Source organism: Lysobacter sp. GX 14042, from assembly GCF_021390425.1.
In the GTDB taxonomy this organism is placed as follows: domain Bacteria; phylum Pseudomonadota; class Gammaproteobacteria; order Xanthomonadales; family Xanthomonadaceae; genus Novilysobacter.
Genome location: NZ_JAJUWY010000007.1, coordinates 61,336 through 84,140 on the forward strand (window position 1 = coordinate 61,336; position 22,805 = coordinate 84,140).

24 protein-coding genes are annotated in these 22,805 nt (G+C 70.9%); 14 read left to right on the forward strand and 10 right to left on the reverse strand.

Going from position 1 to position 22,805, the window contains the following annotated elements:
* Positions 1 to 57 precede the first annotated feature (57 nt).
* Entirely contained in the window at positions 58 to 1,338 is a 1,281-nt protein-coding gene (locus LY625_RS13525; protein ID WP_233740158.1) for an HD domain-containing phosphohydrolase, read from the forward strand.
* A gap of 121 nt (positions 1,339 to 1,459) precedes the next feature.
* Positions 1,460 to 1,891 carry a PepSY domain-containing protein gene (locus LY625_RS10520; protein ID WP_233740159.1) on the forward strand — a complete coding sequence of 144 codons (432 nt, stop codon included), beginning with the start codon at positions 1,460 to 1,462 and terminating at the stop codon, positions 1,889 to 1,891.
* A 49-nt stretch (positions 1,892 to 1,940) separates the two neighbouring features.
* Here LY625_RS10520 and LY625_RS10525 read toward each other — a convergent pair whose 3' ends face one another.
* Entirely contained in the window at positions 1,941 to 2,216 is a 276-nt protein-coding gene (locus tag LY625_RS10525; protein WP_233740160.1) for a DUF3297 family protein, read from the reverse strand.
* 292 nt (positions 2,217 to 2,508) lie between these two features.
* Between LY625_RS10525 and LY625_RS10530 the strand changes: the two genes are divergently transcribed.
* Positions 2,509 to 2,718 (forward strand): cold-shock protein, encoded by a 210-nt coding sequence (locus LY625_RS10530; protein ID WP_233740161.1) that lies wholly within the window; start codon positions 2,509 to 2,511, stop codon positions 2,716 to 2,718.
* A 107-nt stretch (positions 2,719 to 2,825) separates the two neighbouring features.
* Here LY625_RS10530 and LY625_RS10535 read toward each other — a convergent pair whose 3' ends face one another.
* Positions 2,826 to 3,122, reverse strand: coding sequence for a DUF3247 family protein (locus LY625_RS10535; RefSeq protein ID WP_233740162.1), 297 nt, complete (start codon positions 3,120 to 3,122; stop codon positions 2,826 to 2,828).
* 130 nt (positions 3,123 to 3,252) lie between these two features.
* Here LY625_RS10535 and LY625_RS10540 point away from each other — a divergent pair, with 130 nt between their 5' ends.
* Together LY625_RS10540 and ligD are read left to right on the forward strand one after the other, a co-directional pair.
* Positions 3,253 to 4,236: a Ku protein gene (locus LY625_RS10540; protein ID WP_233740163.1), complete on the forward strand. Its 984-nt coding sequence runs from the start codon at positions 3,253 to 3,255 to the stop codon at positions 4,234 to 4,236.
* A gap of 42 nt (positions 4,237 to 4,278) precedes the next feature.
* Entirely contained in the window at positions 4,279 to 6,858 is a 2,580-nt protein-coding gene (ligD, locus tag LY625_RS10545; protein WP_233740164.1) for a DNA ligase D, read from the forward strand.
* Between the two features lie 44 nt (positions 6,859 to 6,902).
* Here ligD and LY625_RS10550 read toward each other — a convergent pair whose 3' ends face one another.
* Complete coding sequence (locus LY625_RS10550) at positions 6,903 to 7,082, reverse strand: hypothetical protein (RefSeq protein WP_233740165.1); 180 nt, start codon at positions 7,080 to 7,082, stop codon at positions 6,903 to 6,905.
* A gap of 308 nt (positions 7,083 to 7,390) precedes the next feature.
* On the opposite strand from LY625_RS10550, the gene LY625_RS10555 reads away from it, so the two are divergent.
* Positions 7,391 to 8,350, forward strand: a complete 960-nt coding sequence (locus tag LY625_RS10555; protein ID WP_233740250.1) for a L,D-transpeptidase — start codon at positions 7,391 to 7,393, stop codon at positions 8,348 to 8,350.
* Positions 8,351 to 8,353: 3 nt separating this feature from the next.
* Entirely contained in the window at positions 8,354 to 9,136 is a 783-nt protein-coding gene (locus LY625_RS10560; RefSeq protein ID WP_233740166.1) for a M23 family metallopeptidase, read from the forward strand.
* Between the two features lie 49 nt (positions 9,137 to 9,185).
* On the opposite strand, the gene LY625_RS10565 is transcribed toward LY625_RS10560, so the two are convergent.
* Positions 9,186 to 9,800, reverse strand: a complete 615-nt coding sequence (locus tag LY625_RS10565; RefSeq protein ID WP_233740167.1) for an arylesterase — start codon at positions 9,798 to 9,800, stop codon at positions 9,186 to 9,188.
* 148 nt (positions 9,801 to 9,948) lie between these two features.
* Between LY625_RS10565 and LY625_RS10570 the strand changes: the two genes are divergently transcribed.
* Together LY625_RS10570 and LY625_RS10575 are read left to right on the forward strand one after the other, a co-directional pair.
* Positions 9,949 to 10,626, forward strand: a complete 678-nt coding sequence (locus LY625_RS10570) for an ABC transporter ATP-binding protein (protein ID WP_305067673.1) — start codon at positions 9,949 to 9,951, stop codon at positions 10,624 to 10,626.
* The gene (locus tag LY625_RS10575) at positions 10,623 to 13,187 is read left to right on the forward strand and encodes an FtsX-like permease family protein (protein ID WP_233740169.1); all 2,565 of its coding nucleotides are present in this window, start codon (positions 10,623 to 10,625) and stop codon (positions 13,185 to 13,187) included. The genes LY625_RS10570 and LY625_RS10575 overlap by 4 nt, the downstream gene beginning before the upstream one ends.
* Before the next feature lie 6 nt (positions 13,188 to 13,193).
* On the opposite strand, the gene LY625_RS10580 is transcribed toward LY625_RS10575, so the two are convergent.
* Together LY625_RS10580 and LY625_RS10585 are read right to left on the reverse strand one after the other, a co-directional pair.
* Entirely contained in the window at positions 13,194 to 13,460 is a 267-nt protein-coding gene (locus LY625_RS10580) for a hypothetical protein (RefSeq protein WP_233740170.1), read from the reverse strand.
* A gap of 86 nt (positions 13,461 to 13,546) precedes the next feature.
* Positions 13,547 to 14,284: a DNA-formamidopyrimidine glycosylase family protein gene (locus LY625_RS10585; protein ID WP_233740171.1), complete on the reverse strand. Its 738-nt coding sequence runs from the start codon at positions 14,282 to 14,284 to the stop codon at positions 13,547 to 13,549.
* A 119-nt stretch (positions 14,285 to 14,403) separates the two neighbouring features.
* Between LY625_RS10585 and LY625_RS10590 the strand changes: the two genes are divergently transcribed.
* Positions 14,404 to 15,429, forward strand: a complete 1,026-nt coding sequence (locus LY625_RS10590) for a class I SAM-dependent methyltransferase (protein WP_233740251.1) — start codon at positions 14,404 to 14,406, stop codon at positions 15,427 to 15,429.
* A complete protein-coding gene (locus tag LY625_RS10595; protein ID WP_233740172.1) occupies positions 15,426 to 16,130 on the forward strand; it encodes a pseudouridine synthase in 705 nt (234 codons plus the stop codon). Before LY625_RS10590 ends, LY625_RS10595 begins: the two co-directional genes overlap by 4 nt.
* On the opposite strand, the gene LY625_RS10600 is transcribed toward LY625_RS10595, so the two are convergent.
* On the reverse strand, positions 16,127 to 16,678 hold the full coding sequence (locus LY625_RS10600) for a DUF1415 domain-containing protein (RefSeq protein ID WP_233740173.1): 552 nt from the start codon (positions 16,676 to 16,678) through the stop codon (positions 16,127 to 16,129). The genes LY625_RS10595 and LY625_RS10600 overlap by 4 nt on opposite strands.
* Before the next feature lie 37 nt (positions 16,679 to 16,715).
* Positions 16,716 to 17,198, reverse strand: a complete 483-nt coding sequence (locus tag LY625_RS10605) for a YajQ family cyclic di-GMP-binding protein (protein WP_233740174.1) — start codon at positions 17,196 to 17,198, stop codon at positions 16,716 to 16,718.
* A gap of 99 nt (positions 17,199 to 17,297) precedes the next feature.
* Between LY625_RS10605 and LY625_RS10610 the strand changes: the two genes are divergently transcribed.
* Positions 17,298 to 18,203: a DMT family transporter gene (locus LY625_RS10610; RefSeq protein WP_233740175.1), complete on the forward strand. Its 906-nt coding sequence runs from the start codon at positions 17,298 to 17,300 to the stop codon at positions 18,201 to 18,203.
* 84 nt (positions 18,204 to 18,287) lie between these two features.
* Here LY625_RS10610 and LY625_RS10615 read toward each other — a convergent pair whose 3' ends face one another.
* Complete coding sequence (locus tag LY625_RS10615; RefSeq protein WP_233740176.1) at positions 18,288 to 18,911, reverse strand: OmpW family outer membrane protein; 624 nt, start codon at positions 18,909 to 18,911, stop codon at positions 18,288 to 18,290.
* Between the two features lie 225 nt (positions 18,912 to 19,136).
* Between LY625_RS10615 and LY625_RS10620 the strand changes: the two genes are divergently transcribed.
* Both LY625_RS10620 and lpdA read left to right on the forward strand, forming a co-directional pair.
* Positions 19,137 to 20,591 carry a dihydrolipoyllysine-residue acetyltransferase gene (locus LY625_RS10620; RefSeq protein WP_233740177.1) on the forward strand — a complete coding sequence of 485 codons (1,455 nt, stop codon included), beginning with the start codon at positions 19,137 to 19,139 and terminating at the stop codon, positions 20,589 to 20,591.
* Between the two features lie 29 nt (positions 20,592 to 20,620).
* A complete protein-coding gene (gene lpdA, locus LY625_RS10625; RefSeq protein ID WP_233740178.1) occupies positions 20,621 to 22,459 on the forward strand; it encodes a dihydrolipoyl dehydrogenase in 1,839 nt (612 codons plus the stop codon).
* Positions 22,460 to 22,559: 100 nt separating this feature from the next.
* Here lpdA and LY625_RS10630 read toward each other — a convergent pair whose 3' ends face one another.
* A complete protein-coding gene (locus LY625_RS10630; protein ID WP_233740179.1) occupies positions 22,560 to 22,802 on the reverse strand; it encodes a DUF2061 domain-containing protein in 243 nt (80 codons plus the stop codon).
* Positions 22,803 to 22,805 lie beyond the last annotated feature (3 nt).

The following is a 22,805-nucleotide window of genomic DNA, read 5'->3' on the forward strand; positions in this document are numbered from 1 at the left end:
GCCCCGACTCCCGGATCGGCCTCAAGACTTTGCGCCTCGTGCCGTTAGGGTCCCGGGGTGTTCCCGACCGGGAACCTGCAGGAGGCGGGCGTGCGGCCGGTAAGCGCGGAAGAGGTCGAAATCGGCAAGCCGCTGCCGTGGTCGGTGTACGACCGCGACGGTGCCCTGCTGTTCGGGCAGGGCATGGTGGTCGCGGGCGAGGCGCACCTGGGCATCGTGCTTGCGCGCGGCATGATCGTCCCGGAAACCGCCACCAGCGCCGGCCAGCTGGAGCCCCCGACGGAGGATCTGCCGGACCCGGCGGCCACCAGCGACGGGGACCCGGCTGCGGCCGGGGATGACGATCAGGATGCCGGAGCCGATCCCGGGCCGGAAGCGGAACCGGAGGGCCTTGGGCTCCCCGGGCTACCGGAAGAACCCCGGCCACCGGTCTTCGCCACCCTGCAGCGCATGCGCGTGGAGCTGGAGCACCTGCACGCCGCGATCGCCGAGGGCCGTGGCGAGGATCTCGCCCTGCAGGTCCTGGACCTGGCCATCCGGCTGCGCGCGCTGGTCGGCCGCGACGCCGACGCGGCACTGGCGGCGATGCAGCTGGAAGTGGCCGACGATGCCCACAGCGCCCGGCTGCTGCACGCGGCCACGCTGTGCCAGATGCTGGTGCAGGCGCTGGAATGGGACGAGGACGAGTCACTCTCGCTGGTCGCTGCCGCACTGACCTTCGATGTCGCGCTCACGCCCATGGCGGCCACCCTCAACCGCCAGGAGTCGGCGCTCACGCCGGACCAGCGGGCCATGGTCGACGCCCACCCGCAGTTCGGGGTGGAGCTGTTGCGGGTCGCGGGGGTGGACGACGCGGTATGGCTGGAAGCAATCGCCCACCACCATGAGCGCCTGGACGGCAGCGGCTATCCCGGCGGCCTGCGCGATACCGCGATCTGCCGCGGCGCGCGGTTGCTGGCGATCGTCGACATCTACTCGGCCATGGTGCGTCCGCGCGCCTGGCGCGAGGCGGTGCATGCCCGCCTCGCCCTGCGCAGCCTGTTCCTTGAGCGTGGCCGGCTGGTGGACGAGTCGCTTGCCGCCCGGCTGGTGCGCGAGATCGGCGTGTTTCCGCCCGGCACCCCGGTGATGCTGGCCAACGGCGAGGTCGGGGTGGTCTGGCGCCGTGGCAGCAACGCGACCCACCCGGTGGTCGCCCGGCTGGTGAATGCCAACGGCACCCTTGCGGCGATTCCCGTACGCCGCGACACGGCGCTGGAGGCGTTCGCGATCACCGCCACGGTGCCGCCGCACAAATACCAGCTGCTGGTCTCCGGCGCGGCCCGGCTGTGGGAGTGAGCATGCCCCGCCGGTACCGGCGCCGCGCCTGAACAGCCCGCGGCCGCGGCGCGGTCCTTCACTGTTGTTTGCCCGGGCACGCCGGAGACTCTCCCTTCCCATCGAGAGTCCGGAGAATCCCATGAAGACGACCACCGCCACCCTGCTGGCCCTGTCGCTGGCCGTCGGCACCGGCATCGGCGCCGCGCAGGCACAGGAGCCGATGAACGAACAGACCGTCCGTAGCACCCTGACCGCCCAGGGCTACACCGGGGTCCACGACATCGAGTACAAGGGCGGCCTGTGGAAGGCCGATGCGCGCAGCGCGGACGGCAAACGGCTCGAGGTGAGCATCGACCCGGCCACCGGCAAGCTCTACCCCAGCACCGCGGTCGCCACGCTGGGTGCCCAGGACATCCGCGCACGGCTCGACGCGGCCGGCTACACCCGGGTCCGCGACGTGGAGTTCGACGACGGGCTCTGGGAGGCCGAGGCAGTGGACCCGCAGGGCCGGAAGGTCGAGCTGAAGCTGGATCCCGAGAGTGGCGAGGTGATCGGGAGCAAGCGCGACTGAGTGCCCCCGCCACGGTCCTCTCCCGCCGCGAGCGGGAGAGGGGAACGGCTTACTCGGCGTCCGCGGTCCCGGCTGCGGGGGTCAGGAAATACGGTTCGACCTTGCCCTTGACCTTCATCGTCATCGGCTGGCCGCGGCGGTCCAGCGCGCGGCCGGCGGCGACCCGCACCCAGCCTTCGCTGATGCAGTATTCCTCGACGTTGGTGCGCTCCTGGCCATTGAAGCGGATGCCGATGCCGCGGGCGAGCAGCGCCGGGTCGTGGTGCGGGCTGCCGGGATCGTTGGACAGCCGGTCGGGCGGGGTGTCGTGCTGGGTGTCGGTCATGGTGCTGGAAAGGGCTGCGGCCGTGGCCGCCGATGGGGCCAAGAATAGCCGCACCGGCGCGGCCGGGCAGGGCGGGTTTGCTGAACGTCGTGCCGGGTGCCGGAACCCGGCACTTGCAGCCGCGGCGCGGCCGGCCTATTGTGCAGGCCGCTGCTTGCCAGGGTCACCGTGAATCGTGGCCCGATGCCGCAGATCCCACGATCCGCATCATCGTTGCACCTCGCTTGTTCCTTGCAACCAGCACCATCGCCGCAGAATGCGGCATTCGTTACCTGTTACAAGGATCAAAAAGATGTCCAATCGCGAAACCGGAACCGTCAAGTGGTTCAACGATGCCAAGGGCTTTGGCTTCATCAGCCGTGAGAATGGCGAGGACGTGTTCGTTCACTTCCGCGCCATCCAGGGCAATGGCTTCAAGTCGCTGCAGGAAGGCCAGAAGGTCAGCTTCACCGTGACCCAGGGCCAGAAGGGCCTGCAGGCTGACGCCGTCGAGGCGCTGTAAGACGACTTCCGCGCCGCTTCAGGCGGCGCATGAAGACAGGAAAAACCCGGCTCCGGCCGGGTTTTTCTTTTTCCGCTGTTCCTTTCCGCGGCCCCTGCCTGCCGCGCTCAGGGCGGGTCGAGGCGCTCGATCCGGGCGATCTCGTCCAGCCAGAACTCGCGCTGGCTGGCGCCCACCGGGTCCATCGCCGGTTCCACCAGGCGCACCACCGCATTGGTGCCTTCCGCGCCGTCGGGATCGAAGAACAACTGGGCCTGCGGCCGGGCGCTGACCGTGCCCTGCTGGATGTCGCCGTCCTTCGTGGTCAGGCGCACGTAGGCGCCCTCGCACAATTCACCGATCTGGGCCTGCAGGTGCTCGATGTCGCCGGGGGCGGTGAAGACGCGTTTGGCGGTGCGGGTCATGCGATGTCCTCGGGGGCGGGGCTGCGGCCATGCTGGGGGCGCCGGCGGCAACCCGCGGTGAAAGGTTCAACACCCGCATCACATGCCGCTTCCAATACTGGATCGCCCGCCGCGGCGTCCAGGAGCCCCCATGGCCCGTCCCATCTGGTCAGGAACCCTCACCTTCGGCCTGCTCAACATCCCGGTCTCGCTGATGGCCGGCGAGCGCAAGACCGACATCTCGTTCCGGATGCTCGACTCGCGCAACAACCGGCCCATCCGCTACGAGCGGGTCAACTCCGAGACCGGCGAGGAAGTGGCCTGGAAGGACATCGTCAAGGCCTTCGAATACGACAAGGGCAGCTACGTCGTGCTCGAGCCGGGCGACATCAAGTCGGCCGCCCCGGAAAGCCATGACGCGATCGAGGTCGAGGCCTTCGTCGACGTCGACCAGATCGGACCGCAGTACTTCGAGAAGCCCTACGTCCTGGTACCGGCCAAGAAGGCCGAGAAGGGCTATGTGCTGCTGCGCGAGGCGCTGGAGCGCACCGGCAAGATCGGCATCGCGCGGGTGGTCATCCGCACCCGCGAGCACCTGTGCGCGGTCATGCCGCAGGGCGACGCGCTGATGCTGATGATGATGCGCTACCCGCAGGAGCTGGTGGACGTGGGCGAGTACCGCCTGCCGGAAGGCGAGAGCCGCGACTACCGCATCACCGACAAGGAGCTCGCGTTCTCCGAGCAGCTGATCCAGACCATGGCCGGCGAATGGGCCCCGGACGAGTACCGCGACGAGTTCCGCGAGCGCCTGCAGGACGTGATCGGCAGGCGCATGAAGGAACACGGCGTGGTTTCCGCCGCCGACCAGGAGCCGGAGGTCCACGACCATGCGGCCACCAACGTGGTCGACTTCATGGAACTGCTGCAGCAGAGCATCCAGAAGAACCAGCGCACCCCGGCGAAGAAGGTGCCTGCCGACGCGCCCGCGGAAAAACCGAAGAAGGCGGCGAAAAAGGCCGCGAAGGGCGCGGCGAAGAAGGCTCCCGCCAAGAAGGCCGCCACGAAGGGCACCGCGGCAAAGAAGGCGGCCGGCAAGGCGGCCAAGAAGACCGCGGCCAGGAAGAAGGCGGCCTAGCCCCGGCAGCCACCCTCCGCCTTACGCCGCCAGGGGACCGCAATGAGCCTTCGCGAGTACGCCCGCAAGCGCCGCTTCGACAAGACGCCCGAGCCCGACGCCGAGGCCGGCCGCGGCAGCGGCAGCGGGCACCGGCCGATCTTCGTCATCCAGCTGCACCACGCCAGCGTGCGCCACTACGACTTCCGCCTGGAGGCCGACGGCGTGCTCAAGAGCTGGTCGGTGCCCAAGGGGCCGTCGCTGCGGCCGGGCGAGAGGCGGCTGGCAGTGGAGGTCGAGGACCACCCGCTGGCGTACGCGGATTTCACCGGTGACATTCCCGAAGGCCATTACGGCGCCGGCCATGTGGACCTGTTCGACCGCGGGGTGTGGAGCAGTGACGGCGATCCGCTGGAGGCGATCGCCGCCGGCAAGCTGGACTTCGTACTGCACGGCGAGCGCCTGGGCGGTGGCTGGAAGCTGGTGCGCACCGGTGGACGGGCGAATGAACGGCGCAGCGGCAAGCCGCAGTGGCTGCTGATCAAGCGCAGCGACGACTTCGCCGCCGACACCGAGGCGGACGAGATCAATGACGCGCCCACCCCGGAAGGCTGGAAGGGGCGTCGCCCGTCGGGCGAGCCGAAGCCGTCCAGCAAGGGCAAGGCCGCGCCCGCCGCGCGGGTCGCGGGAGGAAAGAAGGCCGCCGGCAAGACCGCGGCCCGGAAGAAACCCGCCAGGGCGGGCGGTGGAAAAGACGACTGGGAGAAGCGCGCACAGGCGGTCGGCGGTTCCCGCGCATTGCGCGGCGAGGAGTGGATCGAGCCGCAGCTGGCCAGCCTGGTCGAGGCGCCTCCCGCCGGCGAGGACTGGCTCAACGAACTCAAGTGGGACGGCTACCGGATGCTCGCCCGGTTGCAGGGGGGCAGCGCGCAGCTGCGCTCGCGCAACGGCCTGGACTGGACCGCCGACCATCCCGACATCGTGCGCGCGCTGGAAGGCCTCGGGGCCGCGCAGGCACAGCTGGACGGCGAGCTGATCGCACTCGACAGCAAGGGCCGCAACAGTTTTTCCGAACTGCAGCGCACCCTGGAGGGCAGCTCCAGCGCCACCCTGCGCTACGTGGTCTTCGACCTGCTGTCACTGGCAGGCGTCGACCTGACCGGAGCCCGCCAGGACGACCGCAAGGCGCTGCTGGCCGCGTTGCTGGAGGGCGCCGAGGCCAACGGCGTGCTCGCCCTGAGCCGGCATATCGAAGGCCACGGCGCGGAGGTGTTCGCCGCCAGCCGGGGACAGGAGATGGAAGGCATCATCAGCAAGGCCGCGGGCGCCCCGTATGTGCCCGGACGCACCCGTGCCTGGCTGAAGGTGAAGCACGCGCAGATCGACGAGTTCGTGGTGGTGGGCTACACCGCGCCCAGGCGCTCGCGCGTCGGCTTCGGTTCGCTGCTGGTGGCCACCCGCGAGGCCGGCCGGCTCCGCTACGCCGGACGGGTGGGCACCGGCTTCGACGACAGCATGCTCCGACGGCTGACCCCGTCGCTGGAAGCCATCGCCCGCAAGGGCGAGACCGTCGCCTTGCCGGCCCATGTGCCGTTCGCCAAGCGCGAGGTGACCTGGGTGGAGCCGCGGATGGTGGTGGAACTGGCCTTCCGGGGCCTGGGCAAGGAGGGCCTGCTGCGGCAGGCGAGTTTCCAGCGGTTACGCGAGGACAAGGAGGCGGCCGACGTGGGTGAACAGGCGACCAGCAAACTGACCAGCCCGGACAAGCTGATCTATCCGGGGAAGAAGATCACCAAACAGCAGGTGGCCGATTACTATCGCGCCATCGCCGGGCGGCTGTTGCCGGAGGTCGTCCGGCGCCCGCTGTCGATGCTGCGTTGCCCGGAGGGCGCGGCCGGCACCTGCTTCTTCCAGAAGCACCACGCCGACACCCTCGGCGGCGCGGTCCACGCGGTGCCGATCCGCGAAAAGGACGGCGGCCACGAGGACTACGTGTACATCGAGGACGCCAACGGCCTGCTCGACCTGGTGCAGATGAACGTGTTGGAGCTGCACCCCTGGGGCTCCACGATCGACGACGTCGAGCACCCCGACCGGCTGGTGTTCGACCTCGATCCCGGCGAGGGCGTGGACTGGCGCGCGATCAAGGCCGCCGCGCGCGACGTCCGCGACCGGCTTGCCGAGGTGGGGCTGGAAAGCTTCCTGCGCCTGTCCGGCGGCAAGGGCCTGCACGTGGTGGTGCCGATCGCGCCGGGGCCGGAGTGGAGCCGGGCCAAGGCCTTCTGCGAGGCCTTTGCCGATGCCATGGCCACGCGCGCTCCCGAGCGCTACGTCGCCACCGCCTCCAAGGCCAGGCGCAAGGGCGTGATCTTCATCGACTGGCTGCGCAATGGCCGCGGCGCCACCAGCGTGGCCAGCTGGTCGCTGCGGGCGCGCGAGGCGGCCGGGGTGGCGATGCCGCTGCGCTGGGATGAACTGGGACGGACGAAGTCCGGGGCGGACTACGACCTGGAGCGCGCCCTGCGCCGCGATGCCAGCCTGCGCAACGACCCGTGGACCGGCTGGGAGAAGGCGTGCCGGCAGACGCTGCCCGACCTGGGCCACGAACCCCCGGCAGGCAAAAAGCGCGCGGCCCGGAAATGAGAAGGCGCCCCTTGGGGGCGCCTTCTTTGCCGCGGAGCGGGGAGCTACTCCTCCTCTTCTTCCTCCAGGCTGCGGCCCATGTTGCGCTGGCCGGACTCGCGGCTCTGGTCCTGGCCCACGTTCTGCTTGCCCTGTTCGTACTGGCTGCGGGTCTGGCGGCCCTGTTGCTGGCCCTCGCCGAACTGGCCCTGGTCGCGGTTCTGGTCGTTGCGGTTGTTCGCCATGTCGTTCCTCCTCGGATCGGATCCTGGTTGGACAGCGCGCTCCGGTGCATTGCCGTCGCGTCGCAGGGCCAGCGTCGCGCACGCCGCGTAAGGCGTGCGCGAAATCCAGGTAAAGCCGGACAGCGGCGGCTGAACCGCTCAGGTGGCGGCTTCACGCACCCACGTCGCCGGGGCAGGGAGCATCCCCCGCAACACTGGATGCGGAGCCGCACATGACCCGACCCCACCTGCCCGCCGGATCGCTGGTACTGGCCGCCTGCGCGGCGCTCACCCTGGCGCTGGCGCCCCCGCCACTGGCTGCGAGCGGCATGCGGCAGGCAGACGAGCCGTCCCCGGCCGCCACCGGAGAGGCAGAGCCGCCGGTCGGGGGAGGGAAAAACCTGGCGCGCGAGACCAACCGCGCCGGCAGCGGGACGGCGGACGTGGACGCGGCGGCGCCGGTCGTGCTCCGGGCGCAGGTCCTGCTGGACCGCGCGAACTTCTCGCCCGGCGAGATCGACGGCGCCTGGGGCAGCAACACCACCCGCGCCATCGAGGGCTTCCAGCAGCGCCATGGCCTCGAGGTGACCGGGAAGGTCGGCGCCGACACCTGGGACAAGCTGGCCCTGGACGGCGCCGACCCGCTGGTCGCCTACACGCTCACCGCCGCGGACCTGGACGGCCCGTTCGTGGACATCCCCGCCGACATGGAGGAAAAGGCGGCGCTGGAGCGCCTTGGGTACTCGTCGGCGCTGGAGGCGCTGGGCGAGAAATTCCACGCCAGCCCCGGGCTGCTGCGGCGGCTCAATCCCGAAGCAAAGCTCCAGGTTGGCGCGCGCTGGTGGGTGCCCAACGTGGCCGACGCACGGTTGCCGGAGGGCGCGAAGGTGGTGGTCGACCGGTCCGATTCGGTGGTCCGCCTGCTCGATGCCGCGGATACCGTCATCGGCCAGTGGCCGGCCACCATGGGCAGCGAGCACGACCCGTTGCCGCTGGGCGAATGGACCATCGAGGGCGTGGCCGAGGACCCGGTGTTCCACTACAACCCGGAGCTGTTCTGGGACGCCGACCCCTCGCACGCCAAGGCCGAGGTGCCGGCGGGCCCCAACAGTCCGGTTGGCACGGTGTGGATCGACCTGTCCAAGGAGCATTACGGCATCCACGGTACGCCGGAGCCCGCGAAGGTCGGCAAGACCGCTTCCCACGGCTGCATCCGCATGACCAACTGGAGCGCACTGGCGCTGGCCCGGGCGGTCGGCCCGGGCACCGTCGCAGTGCTGCAGGAGTAGCCGGTGAATCGCGGAGGGCGGGTCCTGGCGGGCGTGCTGCTGTTCGCAGCCGGCGTACTGGCCGGTGCGAACGCGGTGTATTTCTGGACGACCCGCGACACCGCCGACCCGGGCGCCGCACTGGCCTTCGACCGCGACCGCACCCAGCACGGCACCGACGCCCCGTCCCCGCCCCGTGGCCCGGCCCAGACCGGCGCCCGCACCCTCCCGCCCCGTAGCCCGGGCAAGGCCAGCGGCCGCACCCGGGAGCCCGTCGCCACCGCCGCCGCGCCATCACCGCCCGCCAAGGCCGTCCACCCTCCCGGCCCCGGGCCGGAATCCCGCACCACCGCCCCGACCCCCGACGCCAACGGCCTGATCGTCCCGGTCCAGGGCGTCTCCCGCCAAGCCCTCCACGACACCTTCCAGGACGCCCGCGGCAGCGATCGCAGCCACGAGGCGCTCGACATCATGGCTGCGCGCGGCACGCCGGTCGTGGCCGCCATTGACGGCCGCATCGAGAAACTGTTCGACAGCGTGCCTGGCGGGCTGACGATCTACCAGTTCGACCAGGCCGGCCGCCACGCCTACTACTACGCCCACCTGGACCGCTACGCCGCGGGCCTGGAAGAGGGCGACACCGTGGTCCAGGGCCAAGTGATCGGATATGTGGGCAGCACCGGCAACGCCAGCGACGACGCCCCGCACCTGCACTTCGCGATCTTCGTTCTGGGCCCGGAGAAGCACTGGTGGGAGGGCACGGCGGTCAACCCGTATCCCCTGCTCGCCGGCCGCGAAGCTCCGTAGAAGCGGCTCCGGCCGCGGCCTGCCCGGGTGCGCTTCACTTGCCCGGGATTCAATCCAGCATCGGCTCCAGCGCTTCCCACACATGCTCCAGCAGCCGCGGCTGCACCGCCGCCAGCGGGTGCAGGTTGTCGGCCTGGTAGGCGTCGGGATCCAAGGCGATCGGCTCGAGCAGGAACGGCAGCAGGGCCACGTCGAAGCGGTCCGCCAGCGTGCGGTAGTTGCCGGCAAACGCCCGGGTGTATTCCGCGCCGAGGTTGGGTGGCATCTGCATGCCGACCAGCAGCACCTCGGCGTGGGCGCCGTGGGCGGCGCCGATCATCCAGGCGAGGTTGGCGGCGGTGGAGGCCGTGGGCAGCCCGCGCAGCCCGTCGTTGGCGCCCAGCGCGATCACCACCACCTGCGGCCGGTGGCGTGCCAGTGCATCGATGATCCGCGAGCGGCCGCCTGCGGTGGTCTCGCCGCTGATGCTGGCATTCACCACGTTCCAGCGTGGCGTCCGGGTGGCCAGCCGATCGGCCAGCAGGGCCACCCAGCCTTCGGCGGCGGTCATCCCGTAGCCGGCCGAGAGTGAATCGCCCATCACCAGCACCGTCGGCCCCGCGTCCGCGGACGTGCGATCCTGCGCAGCCGCGGATGGTGCCCACGCCAGCAGGGCGGTCAGCATCAAGCCGATGGCACATTGCGCGGACCAGCGGACGGCCGCATACCTGGACGCGACGGAATCCCGTTGCTGCATCACCACCTCCTCCTGCAAGCGCCCCATGATGACCGATCCCGCCGCCCCTTCCGTGTCGACGTCCGCAACCGCCCCCATGCTGCTGGTCGAGTCCCTGGGCAAGCAGGTGCCGCTGCCCGGCGGCCCGCTGACCATCCTCGAGGACGTCGGCTTCTCCATCTGCCGTGGCGAAACGGTGGCGGTCGTCGGCGCCTCGGGCTCGGGCAAGAGCACGCTGCTGTCGCTGATGGCCGGGCTGGACGTGCCGACCCGCGGCCGGGTGCTGCTCGACGGGCACGAGCTGTCCGCGCTGGACGAGGACGGCCGGGCGCGGGTGCGCGGGGAGAAGGTCGGCTTCGTGTTCCAGAACTTCCAGCTGCTGCCTTCCCTGACGGCGCTGGAGAACGTGATGCTGCCGCTGGAACTGCGCGGCGACGGCGAGGTGGAGGCCCCGGCCCGGCAGATCCTGGCCCGGGTCGGACTCGGCGAGCGGCTGGACCACTACCCGCGTCAGCTGTCCGGCGGCGAGCAGCAGCGCGTGGCGCTCGCGCGTGCCTTCGTGACCGCCCCGGCGCTGCTGTTCGCCGACGAGCCCACCGGCAACCTCGACAGCCACACCGGCGAGGCGATCATCGGGCTGCTGTTCGAACTCAATGCCGCCGCCGGCACGACCCTGGTGCTGGTCACCCACGACGAGCAGCTCGCCGCGCGCTGCCACCACCGGTTGCGGCTCGATGCCGGGCGGTTGATGGATGACCGGGTGGCGAGCGCATGAGCGGCACCGGCGCCTGGCACGGCCTGGGGGCCGCAGGCGTGCTGCGGGCCGCATGGCGGCAGATGCGCCGTGACCTGAAGGCGGGCGACGTGCGGATCCTGCTGGCGGCGCTCACGCTGGCGGTGCTGGCGGTGACCTCGATCGGCTTCATCACCGACCGCGCGCAGCGGGCCTTGGCCATGGAGGCCAACCAGCTGCTGGGCGGCGATGCGGTGGTGCGCTCGGCGATGCCGATCGAAGGTGCGATCGCCGAAGCGGCCGCCGCGGACGGCCTGCGGCAGGCCCGCACCGTCGAGATGAACAGCATGATCCGGGTCGGGCGGGGCGAGTCGGCCCGCCTGCAGCTGGGCGAGCTGGTGGCGCTGGGCCAGGGCTTCCCGCTGCGTGGTGCGTTCACCCTTGGCGATGGCGCTGGAGTGGAGACGGCCGCGCCGGCGGTGCCGGCCCCCGGGACCGCCTGGCTCAGCCGCGCCGGCGCACAGGCTCTGGGGGCGTCGGTCGGCGACACCCTGGCGATCGGCGAACTCGAACTGCGGCTGGTCGCGCTGGTGGCCGCCGAGCCGGACGCCGCGCTGGATTACTTCAACATCGCCCCGCGGGTGTTCCTCAGTCTCGACGACCTGCCGGCCACCGGCCTGGTGCAGGAGGGCAGCCGGATGCAGCACCGGCTGGTGGTGGCCGGCGATGCCGCCGCGGTGGAACGCTTCACCACGGCCGCCAAGGCGGCACTGGGGCCACGCCAGCGCATCGAGACGATTGCCGATGCGCGTCCGGAAGTGCGTTCCGCGCTCGACCGCGCCGGCCGCTTCCTGCGCCTGGCGGCGCTGGTTTCGGTGTTGTTGGCCGCGGTGGCGGTGGCGATGGCGGCACGCCAGCACAGCGAGCGGCATCTTTCGGGCGCGGCGGTGATGCGCTGCCTGGGTACCAGCCAGGCCACCCTGGCCGGCATCCACCTGGGCGAGCTGCTGATGCTGGGCCTGCTGGCCGGAACCGCCGGGGTGGGACTTGCCTTCGTGCTGCAGTGGGCGGTCGGATTGTGGCTGGCGCCGGTGCTCGGGCTGGAAATCCCGCCGGCGGGCTGGCAGCCGGCGTTGGCCGGCTACGGCGTCGGCTTGCTGGTGCTGTTGGCCTTTGCCGCGCCACCGGTGCTCGCGTTGCGCAAGGTGCCGGCGCTGCGGGTGATCCGCCGCGACCTGGACCGCTCCGAGCCTTCCGCCTGGCTGGTCGCGCTGGCCGGGCTCGGTGGGCTCGCCGCGCTGCTGTGGTGGCAGGCCGGCTCGGTGGTGGTGGGCAGCGCCATGCTGGGCGGGTTTGCTGTCGCGTCCGCGGTGCTGGCGCTGCTGGCGTGGGGGCTGGTGGTGCTGGTCCGCAGGCTGCGCTCGCGCCTGCGCGGGCCGCTGCGCTACGGCCTGGCCAACGTCGGCCGGCGACCGGCCACCAGCATCGCCCAGGTCGCCTCGCTGGGGCTGGGGTTGATGGCCCTGCTGCTGCTGACCTTCGTGCGCACCGACCTGCTCGACCGCTGGCAGCTGCAGCTGGCTGCGGAGGCGCCGAACCGCTTCATCATCAACGTGCAGGACGACCAGGTCGATGCCGTGCGCGGATTCATCGCCAGCCAGGGGCTCGGCGAACCGGTGCTGTTCCCGATGGTCCGCGCCCGCCTGGCCGCCCGCAACGGCGAGCCGGTGTCGGGCGAGGACTACGCCGCCGACGACAGCACCGACGACGACGCCCTGCGTGCCCGCCGGCGCGCCGAGCGCGAGTTCAACCTGTCCACCGCCGGCGCCCTGGGTGATGACAACCGGGTGGTTGCCGGCGAGTACTGGGGCGAGCGGGCGCCGCCGGCCCCGGAGCTCTCGGTGGAAAAGGGCTACGCGCGGTCGCTGGGGTGGGAGCTGGGCGACACCATCGGCTTCGACATCGCCGGCCAGCAGCTGGACGCACGGCTGACCAGCCTGCGCGAGGTCGACTGGGAGAGCTTCCGCCCGAACTTCTTCGTGCTGGTCTCGCCCGGCGCGCTCGAGGGCTACCCGGCCAGCCACATCACCGCGGTCAGCGTGCCGCCGGAGCAGGGCGGCTTCACCGCCGCGCTGGTGGAGCGCTTCCCGAACCTGACGGTGATCGACATCGGCGCGGTGCTCGACCAGGTGCGCAGCACCGCCGACCAGGTTTCGGCCGTGGTCGAGGTGGTGTTCTGGTTCTCGATCGCGGCCGGCGTGCTGGTGCTGATGGCGGCGGTGACCGCCAGCCAGGACGAGCGCCTGCGCGAGGGCGGGGTGATGCGCACCCTGGGTGGCAGCCGCCGGCAGCTGCGGCTGGCGCAGGCCTCCGAGTTCGCCGCGATCGGCCTGCTGTCGGGGACGGTCGCCGCGCTGGGTGCCTCGGTGCTGGCCGGCGTGCTGGCCACCCGGGCCTTCGATCTGCCCTGGTCGCCAGACTGGGGCATGGCCGTGGCCGGCGCGCTCGCCGGGCTGGTGGCCGCGCTGGCGGCGGGGCTGTTCGCGACCCGCCGGGTGCTCGACGCGCCGCCCTCGGTGGTGCTGCGCGAACTGGACGCCTGACCGGCGTCAGCGTGCGTCGATGCCGCTGACCACGTCCTCGGCGGAGAACCGGCGGGCATAGTCGCGTTCGCCGGCGATGCGCGCGGCCTCTTCTTCGGGCAGGCCGGGCGCCGCGTAGACCACGTAGGCGATTTCGCCGCCGCTGCGCCCCACCTGGTACAGCCGGTAGCGCGGCTGGCCGCCGCCGGTGTTCTCGGGATAGTGGATCGGCGGCTCGCCGTCCATGTCCAGCTCGCTGTTGTCGATGGTGCCGCCGACGAAAAGTGCGCGCATGGCGTCCTCCTGGGTGGGTACGGCTCCAGCGTGGCCGCGCCGGCGTTGCCGGCCGATGAAACCGGTGTAGGCGGAACGCGGGCGACTCAGGCGTACAGCTTCTGGCAGTGGCCGCAGAAAAAGGCCCGGCGCTGCTTCTTCCCCAGCTTGGCGCGGTATTCGAGCCTGCGCCCGCAGCGCGGGCATTCGGTCCGGGTGTGCACCTGGTAGTGCTTCTTGAGCACGTAGTCCTTCTTCCAGCGGTAGAAGTCGAAGCTGTACTCGCGCGCCTGCGTCACCAGCTCCCCCAGCTTGCGCGGCGACAGCGAGCCGAGGGTGGACTCGGGGTGCACCCGGATCCGGAACAGCACCTCGTTCTTGATGATGTTGCCGACGCCGGCGAACACGTCTTGGTCGAGCAGCGCGTCGGCAACCAGGGTGTCGGGCATCGCCCGCAGTTTCTTCTTCGCCGCCGCCGGGTCCCAGGCGTCGGACATCACGTCGGCGGCCCAGTCATATGCCTCGTCGAGGTCGCCCTCGATGTACTTCAACGAACTGGAGTAGAAGTTGAGCTCGCCGTTGTCGAAGCGCAGCGACAGCCGTTCCTTGCCGTCGCCACGGCGCTCGTCGATGCGGTAGCTGCCCCACAGCAGGAAATGCACCCGCAGGGTGAAGCCGTCGAACGGGACCAGGAAGTGCTTGCCCCAGCTGCGCAGCGTGCCGGCGCGCTGCCCGGCCATGCGCTGGATGTCCATGCGGCTGTTGCCGCCAACCTCCTCCACGACCTGGCCGCCGAACTTTTCCGCCTGCTCGCGCAGGATGACGATGGAGGGACCCTCGGGCATGCCCGGCAGACTGCGCGAGGCCCGGTCAGCGGCGCGTGCAGGCCCGGCGGCTACACTGCCGCTCCTCCCCGCCATCCATTGCCGACGTGGCCGATACCGACGCCCTGCTTGAGACCCTGATGCTGCCGTTCGAGCGCGGCGAACTCGCCTGGCCCGTGGAAGGCGGGGCCGCGTTCCTGCATGCGCGCGCGGGCGCCGCGCTGTCCCGCCATGCGCTGCCGGGGCTGGTCTGCGAACAGGACTTCAGGCCCGAAGCCGAGGCCCTGGAGCGCGCCGGTTTGCCGCTTGCCGCCGGTCACGATGGGCAACGTCATCCGCTGGTGCTGGTGCTGCCCCCGCGCCAGCGCGAGCAGGCACGCGCACTGTATGCCCGGGCGCTCGATCGGGTGGCGCCGGGCGGCCGGGTGCTCGCCTGCGCCGCGAACAACGAGGGCGCGCGCTCGGCCGAGGACGACCTGCGACGGCTGGCCGGGCCGCTTTCGACATTGAGCAAGAACAAGGCGCGGGTGTTCTGGACCCGGCCGTTGCGCCTGGCCGAGGCCGCCGACCGGGTGGACCACACGCTGCTGGACGCGTGGCGGGAGCTGGACGCGCCGCGGCCGGTGGCCGGCGGGCGTTTCCGCAGCCGCCCCGGGGTGTTCGCCTGGGACCGGATCGATCCGGCCTCGGCGCTGTTGGCCGCGCACCTGCCGGCGACCCTCGCCGGGCGCGCCGCCGACCTGGGCGCGGGCTTCGGCTATCTGGCGGTGGAGCTGCTGGAGCGCTGCCCGCGGATCACCGCGCTGGACCTGTACGAGGCCGACGCGCGCGCGCTGGAACTGGCCCGCGACAACCTTGCCCCGTTTGCCGGGCGCGCAGCGCTGGGCTTCCACTGGCACGACGTCACCGCCGGTCTTCCGGAGCGCTACGAGGTGATCATCAGCAACCCGCCATTCCACGCCCAGGGCCGTGCCGAGCGCCCCGACATCGGCCGCGCCTTCATCGCCGCCGCGGCGGCCGCGTTGCAGCCGGGCGGCTCGCTGTGGCTGGTCGCCAACCGCCACCTGCCCTACGAGGCAGCGCTGGGCAGCGGCTTCGCGCAGGTCGAGACCGTCGCCCAGCAGGGCGGGTTCAAGGTGGTCCATGCACGCAGGAGTGCGCGATGAAGCTGCTCAGGCTGCTGGCGAACCTGGGCTACGGCAGCCGCAAGGAGGTCGCCTGGCTGTTCCGCGAGGGCCGGGTCACCGACCTCGACGGCGAGGTCCTGTACGCCGATGACCGGGTGCCGCATGGGCAGGTGCGCCTGGATGGCGAGCCGCTGGACCCGGCGCCCGGCCTGGTGCTGATGCTGCACAAGCCGGTCGGCTATACCTGCTCTACCCGTGATCCGGGCCGGGTGATCTACGACCTGCTGCCGCCGCGCTTCCGCCTGCGCAGCCCGATCCTGTCCAGTGTCGGCCGGCTGGACCGCGAGACCAGCGGCCTGCTGCTGATGACCGACGATGGCCAGCTGCTGCACCGCATCGTGTCGCCGAAGGCCGCCGTGGCCAAGACCTACGCGGCGGCCTTGGCCGAGGACCTGCGCGGCGACGAGGCCGCGAGCTTCGCCAGCGGCACGCTGATGCTCGACGGCGAGGACACCCCGTTGGCACCCGCGCAACTGGAGGTCACCGGTCCCCGCAGCGCCCGGCTCACCCTGACCGAAGGCCGCTACCACCAGGTCCGCCGGATGTTCGCCGCGGTCGGCAACCACGTCGAGGCGCTGCACCGCCCGCAGGTCGGCGCCCTGACGCTGGGCGACCTTCCGGAAGGGGCGTGGCGCCTGCTCGGCGAGGCCGACCTGGCCCGCGTGTTTTCCGAAGCCTAGGGATCGTCGGCCGCGAGGAGGGCGCGGTAGCCCGCCTGGCCGAGGCGTTCCATCGTGGCGATGTTCCGCTCCACGATCACTTCCGGGTCCGGGTAGGCCGCCACCGCCCGGTCGATGCTTTCCTCGCGCAGCAGGTGCAGCATCGGGTGGGGCGAACGGTTGGTCAGGTTTCCGGGATCGTCCGCCGCGGTCCCGGCGAAGCGGTAGTCGGGGTGGAAGCTCGCCACCTGGATCTCGCCCTCCAGGCCGAGTGCGTCGATCGCCGCGTCGGCCTGGTCGAGGAAGTCGTTGTAGTCGCCGAAGTCGCCCAGCACCCGCGGATGGATCAGCAGGGTGGTGTCGACCACCGCCGGGTCGGTGTCGGCCAGCCAGGCGAGCTCGTCGGCCAGTTCCTGCAGCAGGGCGTCGGGCGTGTCCGCCTCGCTGAGCACGAAGCGGACCTGGTCCTTGACGTGCACCGCCTTGGCGAACGGACACAGGTTCAGTCCGATCACCGCCCGCTCCAGCCAGCGGCGGGTGGCGGCGATCGGATCTGCGTCGTGATTCATCGGAGCTCAGTCACGGCGGGCCACGCCCTGGCGGCGCTCAGTCACGGAAATTCTCGAACTGCAGCGGCAGCTCGAATTCCTGCCCGCGCAGCAGGGCGATCGCCGCCTGCAGGTCGTCGCGCTTCTTGCCGTTGACCCGCAGCTTGTCGCCGTTGATCTGGCTGTCGACCTTGAGCTTGGCGTCCTTGAGGGCGGACTGGATCTTCCTGGCCAGTTCGCGCTCGATGCCTTGCTTGACGGTGATCTTCTGCCGCGCACCGGCCACGTTGGTTTCCACGTCGCCGAACTCCAGGCAGCGCACGTCGATGCCGCGGGCGATCAGCCGGGCGCGCAGGATGTCGGTCATCTGCTGGAGCTGGAAGTCGCTGGGCGCGGACTGGGTGATGACCTGCTCCTCCAGTTCGAAGCGTGCATCGACGCCCTTGAAGTCGAAGCGGTTGCCGAGTTCGCGGTTGGCCTGGTCCACGGCGTTGGTCAGTTCGTAGCTGTCCACTTCGGAGACGATGTCGAAGGAAGGCATGGGGGTCCCTGTATCTGCAGCAATGGTCTGGTGGCAAGGTTAGCCCACTGTTCCACCTGTCGCCCTTATGCTGGCCGGCCACGCTCCGCCCCGATCCTGATGCCGCTCGCCCCGCAGACCCGTGCCGCCTTGACCATGCTGCTGGCCGTGGCGGCCTTCGCGCTGATGGATGCCGGGCTCAAGCACCTGGCCGCCAGCTATCCGCCGATGCAGGTGGCGGCGTTGCGAGGTACCGCCTCGCTGCCCTTCATCCTGGCCTGGGTGGCCGCGAGCGGTGCGCTGCCGTCCCTGTGGCGGGTGCGTTGGGGCCTGCAGGTGTTCCGCGGGCTGGTCTCGGTGGGAATGATCGCCTGCTTCGCCTATGGCCTGGCGCGCATGCCGATGTCCACGGCCTATACCCTGTTCTTCGTCGCGCCATTGCTGATCACCGCGCTGTCGGTGCCGATCCTGGGCGAGAAGGTCGGTCCGCGCCGCTGGACTGCGATCGTGGTCGGCATGGTCGGCGTGATCGTGGTCATGCGCCCCACGGGAGAGGGTGCGCTCAGCCTGGCCGCGCTGGCGGTGGTCATCGCGGCGATCGGCTATTCGGTCAGCGCGATCACCGTGCGGGTGCTGGCGCGGACCGATTCGACCGCCTCGATGATCGTCTGGCTGCTGTTCTTCCTCGCGCTGGGCGCCGGGATCCTGGCCTGGCCGGACTGGGTCCCGATCCGCCGCGCCGACCTGTGGGTGATCGTCGGACTGGGGCTCGCCGGCGCCATTGGCCAGTACGCGCTGACCGAAGCATTCCGGGTCGGCGAGGCCTCGCTGCTGGCGCCCCTGGAATACACCGGGCTGGTCTGGAGCGTGCTGCTGGACCTGATGGTCTGGGGGGTTCTGCCCGACCCGGCGACCTGGACCGGCGCCGGAATCATCGTCGCCAGCGGCCTGTACCTGCTGCGCCGCGAGCGGATCGTCCATGCCGGTGATCCGGACCCGCCACCACCGCCGGGGACGCTGGGCTGATTGTTCCCTTGGGGGCGCGCGCCCGGACATACCGATGAACCGGGAACGGGAGTCCTCCCGTTCCCGGCTACCGCTCTCTACCGCTTAGAACCTGGCGCCAACACCCAGGCCGACGATGACCGGGCTGGTGTCGGCCTTGCCGACCTTTTCGCCGTCGAGCGACAGGTCCGAATCGCCGTGCAGGTAGCGCACGTCGCCACGGACGAACCAGCGGTCGCTGAGCTTGACGTCGGCGCCGACGGTGGCCATGGCGCCCTTGGCGGTTTCCACGCCCAGGCGCTGTCCGGCCAGCGGACCGGTCGCCTCGACGGTCTCGCCGTCGTAGTTCATCTCGTAGTAGCCAAGGCCGACGTACGGACGCACGGTCTGTTCGCTGGTGCCGAAGTGGTACTGGCCACTGAGCGCGTAGGGCTGCGCGTCGACGCTGCCGGCCTTGCCGTTCGGCCCGTTGACCCGGTGGCCGAACTTGTCGGTCCCCCAGGCCTCGATGGCGATGTTGTCGGTGGCGTACCAGCTGGCGCTCAGGGTGGCGGCGCCCTCGCCGTCGAGATCGGCCTTGCCGCCGGCGATGCTGGCATCGCCCGTGGGCTCGCTCAGGGCGTAGCCGCCAACCACGGCAAAGCGGTGGTCGGGGGCCTCCTGGGCCATGGCGGCGGGGACGATGGCGATGGCACCCAGCAGGGCAAGAGTGAGGTTGATGCGTTTCATGGGGGACCTCCGGAGATCGTTGTTTCTACTCGTGGACCGGTCACGGGGGTGACCGGCGCGGCCAACCTATCCGGCGTCGCCTGAACCGCGCTTGCCCGCCCCGTCGCCGGTGGGGGGGGCGGGGTTCACCGATGTTTCCATCGCGTCAACACGCCCGGATGCATGCTTGGCGCTCCCGCGGGCGGCGGCCCACAATAGGGGCCTCTCGTGCAAGGCAGACCCCACATGGCTGAGTTGAAGGAAGCGCGCGTTCCCGACATCGGGGACTTCGATGGCGTGCCGGTGATCGAGGTGCTGGTGCAGGTCGGTGACACCGTCACCGTCGACCAGGGGCTGGTCACGCTGGAATCCGACAAGGCCACGATGGAAGTGCCCGCGCCGTTCGCCGGCGTGGTGCGCGAGATCAAGGTCAAGGAGGGCGACGAGGTGGCCGAGGGCGCCGTGGTCGCGATGATCGAGCCGGCCGGCGGAGAGGCTGGCGGGGCACAGGCGGGCGCCGCCGACACGGCCGGCAAGGATGAGGCGAAGGCCGCGAAGCCGGTCGAGGAGGGCATCGGCGAGGCCGCGCCTGAGTCGCGCACCACCGAGCCGGACACCGCCGTGGAACCGGCCAACGTCGGCGAGCGCGACAAGCTCGCCCAGCGCGAAGTCGCGGCGCACCGTACCGGTGATGCCGACGCCGGGACCGACGCGACCTCGCGCCGCTCGCCGCCGGTGGCCTTCGACGCCAACGAGCTGCTGCCCGACAAGGTCCCGTATGCCAGTCCGGCGGTGCGCCTGTTCGCCCGCGAGCTGGGCGTGGACCTGGGCCAGGTCGGCGGCAGCGAGCGCGGCGGCCGGATCACCCGCGAGGACGTGCAGAAGTTCGTCAAGGGCGTGATGTCGGGCGGTGGCGCATCCCCGCGCGCGGGCGGCGGTGGCGGCGGGCTGGACCTGCTGCCGTGGCCGAAGGTCGACTTCGCAAAGTTCGGCCCGGTCGAGACCCGCGAGCTGACCCGCATCCAGAAGATCTCCGGCGCCAACCTGGCCCGCAACTGGGCAATGATCCCGCACGTCACCCAGTTCGAGGATGCCGACATCACCGGGCTGGAGGAGCTGCGCGTCCAACTCAACAAGGAAAACGAGAAGGCGATCGCCAAGGGCAAGGCGACCAAGCTCACCGTGCTGGCGTTCCTGATCAAGGCCAGCGTCGCGGCGCTGAAGAAGTTCCCGGAGTTCAACGCCTCGCTGGATGCGGCCGGCGAGAACCTGGTGCTCAAGCAGTACTTCCACATCGGCTTCGCCGCCGACACGCCCAATGGCCTGGTGGTCCCGGTGATCCGCGACTGCGACAGCAAGGGGGTGATGGAGATCGCCGCCGAGGCCGGGGAGCTGGCCGGCAAGGCGCGCGAGGGCAAGCTCGGCCCGGCGCAGATGAGCGGTGGCTGTTTTTCGATCAGCTCGCTGGGCGGGATCGGCGGCACCCAGTTCACCCCGATCATCAACGCCCCGGAAGTGGCGATCCTGGGTGTGTCGCGCGCCGACACCCGGCCGGTCTGGAACGGCGAGAAGTTCAAGCCGCGCCTGGTCCTGCCGCTGTCGCTGAGCTATGACCACCGGGTGATCGACGGCGCCGCCGCGGCCCGCTTCACCAGCTACCTGTCCCAGGTGCTCGGCGACATGCGCCGGGTCCTGCTGTGACCGGCGCGGACCGCAACTGAGGAGGCTGCATGGCACAGATCGAGGTCAAGGTTCCCGACATCGGCGATTTCGACGCCGTCCCGGTGATCGAAGTGCTGGTGTCGGTGGGCGACCGGGTCGAAGTCGACCAGGGCCTGGCGACGCTGGAATCCGACAAGGCGACGATGGAGGTGCCCTCCAGCGCCGCCGGGGTGGTGAAGGAGCTCAGGGTCAAGGTCGGCGACGAGATTGCCGAAGGCGCCGTGCTGGCGGTCTTGGAGACGGAAGCCGAAGGCAAGGACGAAACGTCCGCCGATGCGCCGCTCCCGCCAGCGGCAGAGGTCGACGCGCGCCGCGCGCCGCGGGAGGGCAGCGGGGAACCCTCGCCGCAGCCCTCTGCCGCAGGCGGGAGCGGGGATGAAAAGCGCGGGGCGCCGAAGGCCGGGGAAGCCACCGGCCGGCAGGCGGACGTCGAATGCACCATGCTCGTCCTCGGCGCCGGACCCGGTGGCTACACCGCCGCGTTCCGCGCCGCCGACCTGGGCCTGGACACCGTCCTGGTCGAGCGCTACCCGGACCTGGGTGGCGTCTGCCTCAACGTCGGCTGCATCCCGTCCAAGGCACTGCTGCATGCCGCCGGCGTGATCGGCGAGGCGGCGCAGGCGGCCGAGTACGGCGTCGATTTCGGCGAGCCGAAGATCGACCTGGACAGGCTGCGCGCCTACAAGGACAAGGTCGTCGGCCAGCTCACCAAGGGCCTGGCCGGCATGTCGAAGCAGCGCAGGGTGCGGGTGGTCACCGGCAGCGGCCGCTTCGTCTCCGCCCATGAGCTGGAGGTGGAGGGCGAAGGCGGGAAGAAGCTCATCCGTTTCGAGCAGTGCATCATCGCCGCCGGTTCGCAGGCGGTGAAGCTGCCGGGCTTCCCCTGGGACGACCCACGGGTGATGGATTCCACCGACGCGCTGGAGCTGGCCGAGGTGCCGAAGAAGCTGCTGGTGGTCGGCGGCGGCATCATCGGCCTGGAAATGGCGACCGTGTACCGGGCGCTGGGCAGCGAAGTCACCGTGGTCGAGTTCATGGACCAGCTGGTGCCGGGCGCCGACCGCGACCTGGTCAGGCCGCTGGCCGACCGGCTGAAGAAGCTGGGCGTGACCGTCCACCTCAAGGTCAAGGCAGCCGGTGTCGAGGCGCGGGAGAAGGGCCTGGAGGTCGGTTTCGAGCCGGCCGAAGAGGGCGGCAGCGCGCCGGAGGCGGCGCTGTTCGACCGGGTCCTGGTCGCCGTGGGTCGGGCGCCCAACGGCGGCAGGCTGGATGCGGAGAAGGCCGGCGTGGAGGTCACCGGTCGCGGCTTCATTCCGGTCGACCGGCAGATGCGCACCACCGCCGGGCACATCTTCGCCATCGGCGACCTGGTCGGGCAGCCGATGCTGGCCCACAAGGCGACCCACGAAGGCAAGCTCGCCGCCGAGGTGGCCGCGGGACAGAAGCGTGAATGGGTGGCGCGGGTGATCCCGTCGGTCGCGTACACCGATCCGGAGATCGCCTGGGTCGGCCTGTCGGAGGCCGAGGCGAAGGAGAAGGGCCTGAAGGTCGGGGTCGGCAAGTTCCCGTGGGCCGCTTCCGGCCGCGCGATCGGCGTCGGCCGCACCGAGGGCTTCACCAAGCTGGTGTTCGACGAGGCGACCGGGCGCGTGCTCGGTGGCGGAATCGTCGGCCTGCATGCCGGCGAGCTGATCGCCGAGCTCGCGCTGGCGATCGAGATGGGCGCGGAGGCGGCCGACATCGGCCACACCATCCATCCGCATCCGACGCTCAGCGAATCGGTGGCGATGGCCGCCGAAGCCTACGAAGGCACCATCACCGACCTGTACCTGCCGAAGAAGAAGTAGTCGCGCAAAAGGAGAAGCCCCGGCGGATCAGGCCGGGGCTTCAGGGGCCCGTCGCTGCGCTGGTACCCTGACGAGGAGAGAGAGTGCGGCGGGCAGGACGTCAGACCGCCGCCGGGAGCGAAGGTTCCACTCCGGTGCCTGCTGTTTTCAGGGATTCAGCCTTGTCGAGGCGTCGCGCCTCGCGGCGCTTCCAGAATTTCTCGTGGAAGTAGTACGCCACCGTATTGCAGGCCGGTTCGACCAGCGCCAGCGTCCCGCCGACCCAAGGGTTTCCGGTGAGGGCGGTGCCGACGCAGAAGGCGACCGTGAAGTGCACGGCGGCAAAGCTCGCTGTCTTCACCATGTC

Excerpts from the sequence above, each read along its gene's own strand:
- LY625_RS10580 (WP_233740170.1), bottom strand. The coding sequence starts at position 13,460 with ATGCGCGCACTTTTCGTCGGCGGCACCATCGACAACAGCGAGCTGGAC.
- LY625_RS10535 (WP_233740162.1), bottom strand. The coding sequence starts at position 3,122 with ATGACCCGCACCGCCAAACGCGTCTTCACCGCCCCCGGCGACATCGAG.
- lpdA (WP_233740178.1), top strand. The coding sequence starts at position 20,621 with ATGGCACAGATCGAGGTCAAGGTTCCCGACATCGGCGATTTCGACGCC.
- LY625_RS10555 (WP_233740250.1), top strand. The coding sequence starts at position 7,391 with ATGCGGCAGGCAGACGAGCCGTCCCCGGCCGCCACCGGAGAGGCAGAG.
- LY625_RS10520 (WP_233740159.1), top strand. The coding sequence starts at position 1,460 with ATGAAGACGACCACCGCCACCCTGCTGGCCCTGTCGCTGGCCGTCGGC.
- LY625_RS10615 (WP_233740176.1), bottom strand. The coding sequence starts at position 18,911 with ATGAAACGCATCAACCTCACTCTTGCCCTGCTGGGTGCCATCGCCATC.
- LY625_RS10525 (WP_233740160.1), bottom strand. The coding sequence starts at position 2,216 with ATGACCGACACCCAGCACGACACCCCGCCCGACCGGCTGTCCAACGAT.
- LY625_RS10550 (WP_233740165.1), bottom strand. The coding sequence starts at position 7,082 with ATGGCGAACAACCGCAACGACCAGAACCGCGACCAGGGCCAGTTCGGC.
- LY625_RS10620 (WP_233740177.1), top strand. The coding sequence starts at position 19,137 with ATGGCTGAGTTGAAGGAAGCGCGCGTTCCCGACATCGGGGACTTCGAT.
- LY625_RS10565 (WP_233740167.1), bottom strand. The coding sequence starts at position 9,800 with ATGCTGACCGCCCTGCTGGCGTGGGCACCATCCGCGGCTGCGCAGGAT.
- ligD (WP_233740164.1), top strand. The coding sequence starts at position 4,279 with ATGAGCCTTCGCGAGTACGCCCGCAAGCGCCGCTTCGACAAGACGCCC.
- LY625_RS10605 (WP_233740174.1), bottom strand. The coding sequence starts at position 17,198 with ATGCCTTCCTTCGACATCGTCTCCGAAGTGGACAGCTACGAACTGACC.
- LY625_RS10630 (WP_233740179.1), bottom strand. The coding sequence starts at position 22,802 with ATGGTGAAGACAGCGAGCTTTGCCGCCGTGCACTTCACGGTCGCCTTC.
- LY625_RS10575 (WP_233740169.1), top strand. The coding sequence starts at position 10,623 with ATGAGCGGCACCGGCGCCTGGCACGGCCTGGGGGCCGCAGGCGTGCTG.
- LY625_RS10585 (WP_233740171.1), bottom strand. The coding sequence starts at position 14,284 with ATGCCCGAGGGTCCCTCCATCGTCATCCTGCGCGAGCAGGCGGAAAAG.
- LY625_RS10540 (WP_233740163.1), top strand. The coding sequence starts at position 3,253 with ATGGCCCGTCCCATCTGGTCAGGAACCCTCACCTTCGGCCTGCTCAAC.
- LY625_RS10530 (WP_233740161.1), top strand. The coding sequence starts at position 2,509 with ATGTCCAATCGCGAAACCGGAACCGTCAAGTGGTTCAACGATGCCAAG.
- LY625_RS10600 (WP_233740173.1), bottom strand. The coding sequence starts at position 16,678 with ATGAATCACGACGCAGATCCGATCGCCGCCACCCGCCGCTGGCTGGAG.
- LY625_RS10590 (WP_233740251.1), top strand. The coding sequence starts at position 14,404 with ATGCTGCCGTTCGAGCGCGGCGAACTCGCCTGGCCCGTGGAAGGCGGG.
- LY625_RS10595 (WP_233740172.1), top strand. The coding sequence starts at position 15,426 with ATGAAGCTGCTCAGGCTGCTGGCGAACCTGGGCTACGGCAGCCGCAAG.
- LY625_RS10610 (WP_233740175.1), top strand. The coding sequence starts at position 17,298 with ATGCCGCTCGCCCCGCAGACCCGTGCCGCCTTGACCATGCTGCTGGCC.
- LY625_RS10570 (WP_305067673.1), top strand. The coding sequence starts at position 9,949 with ATGCTGCTGGTCGAGTCCCTGGGCAAGCAGGTGCCGCTGCCCGGCGGC.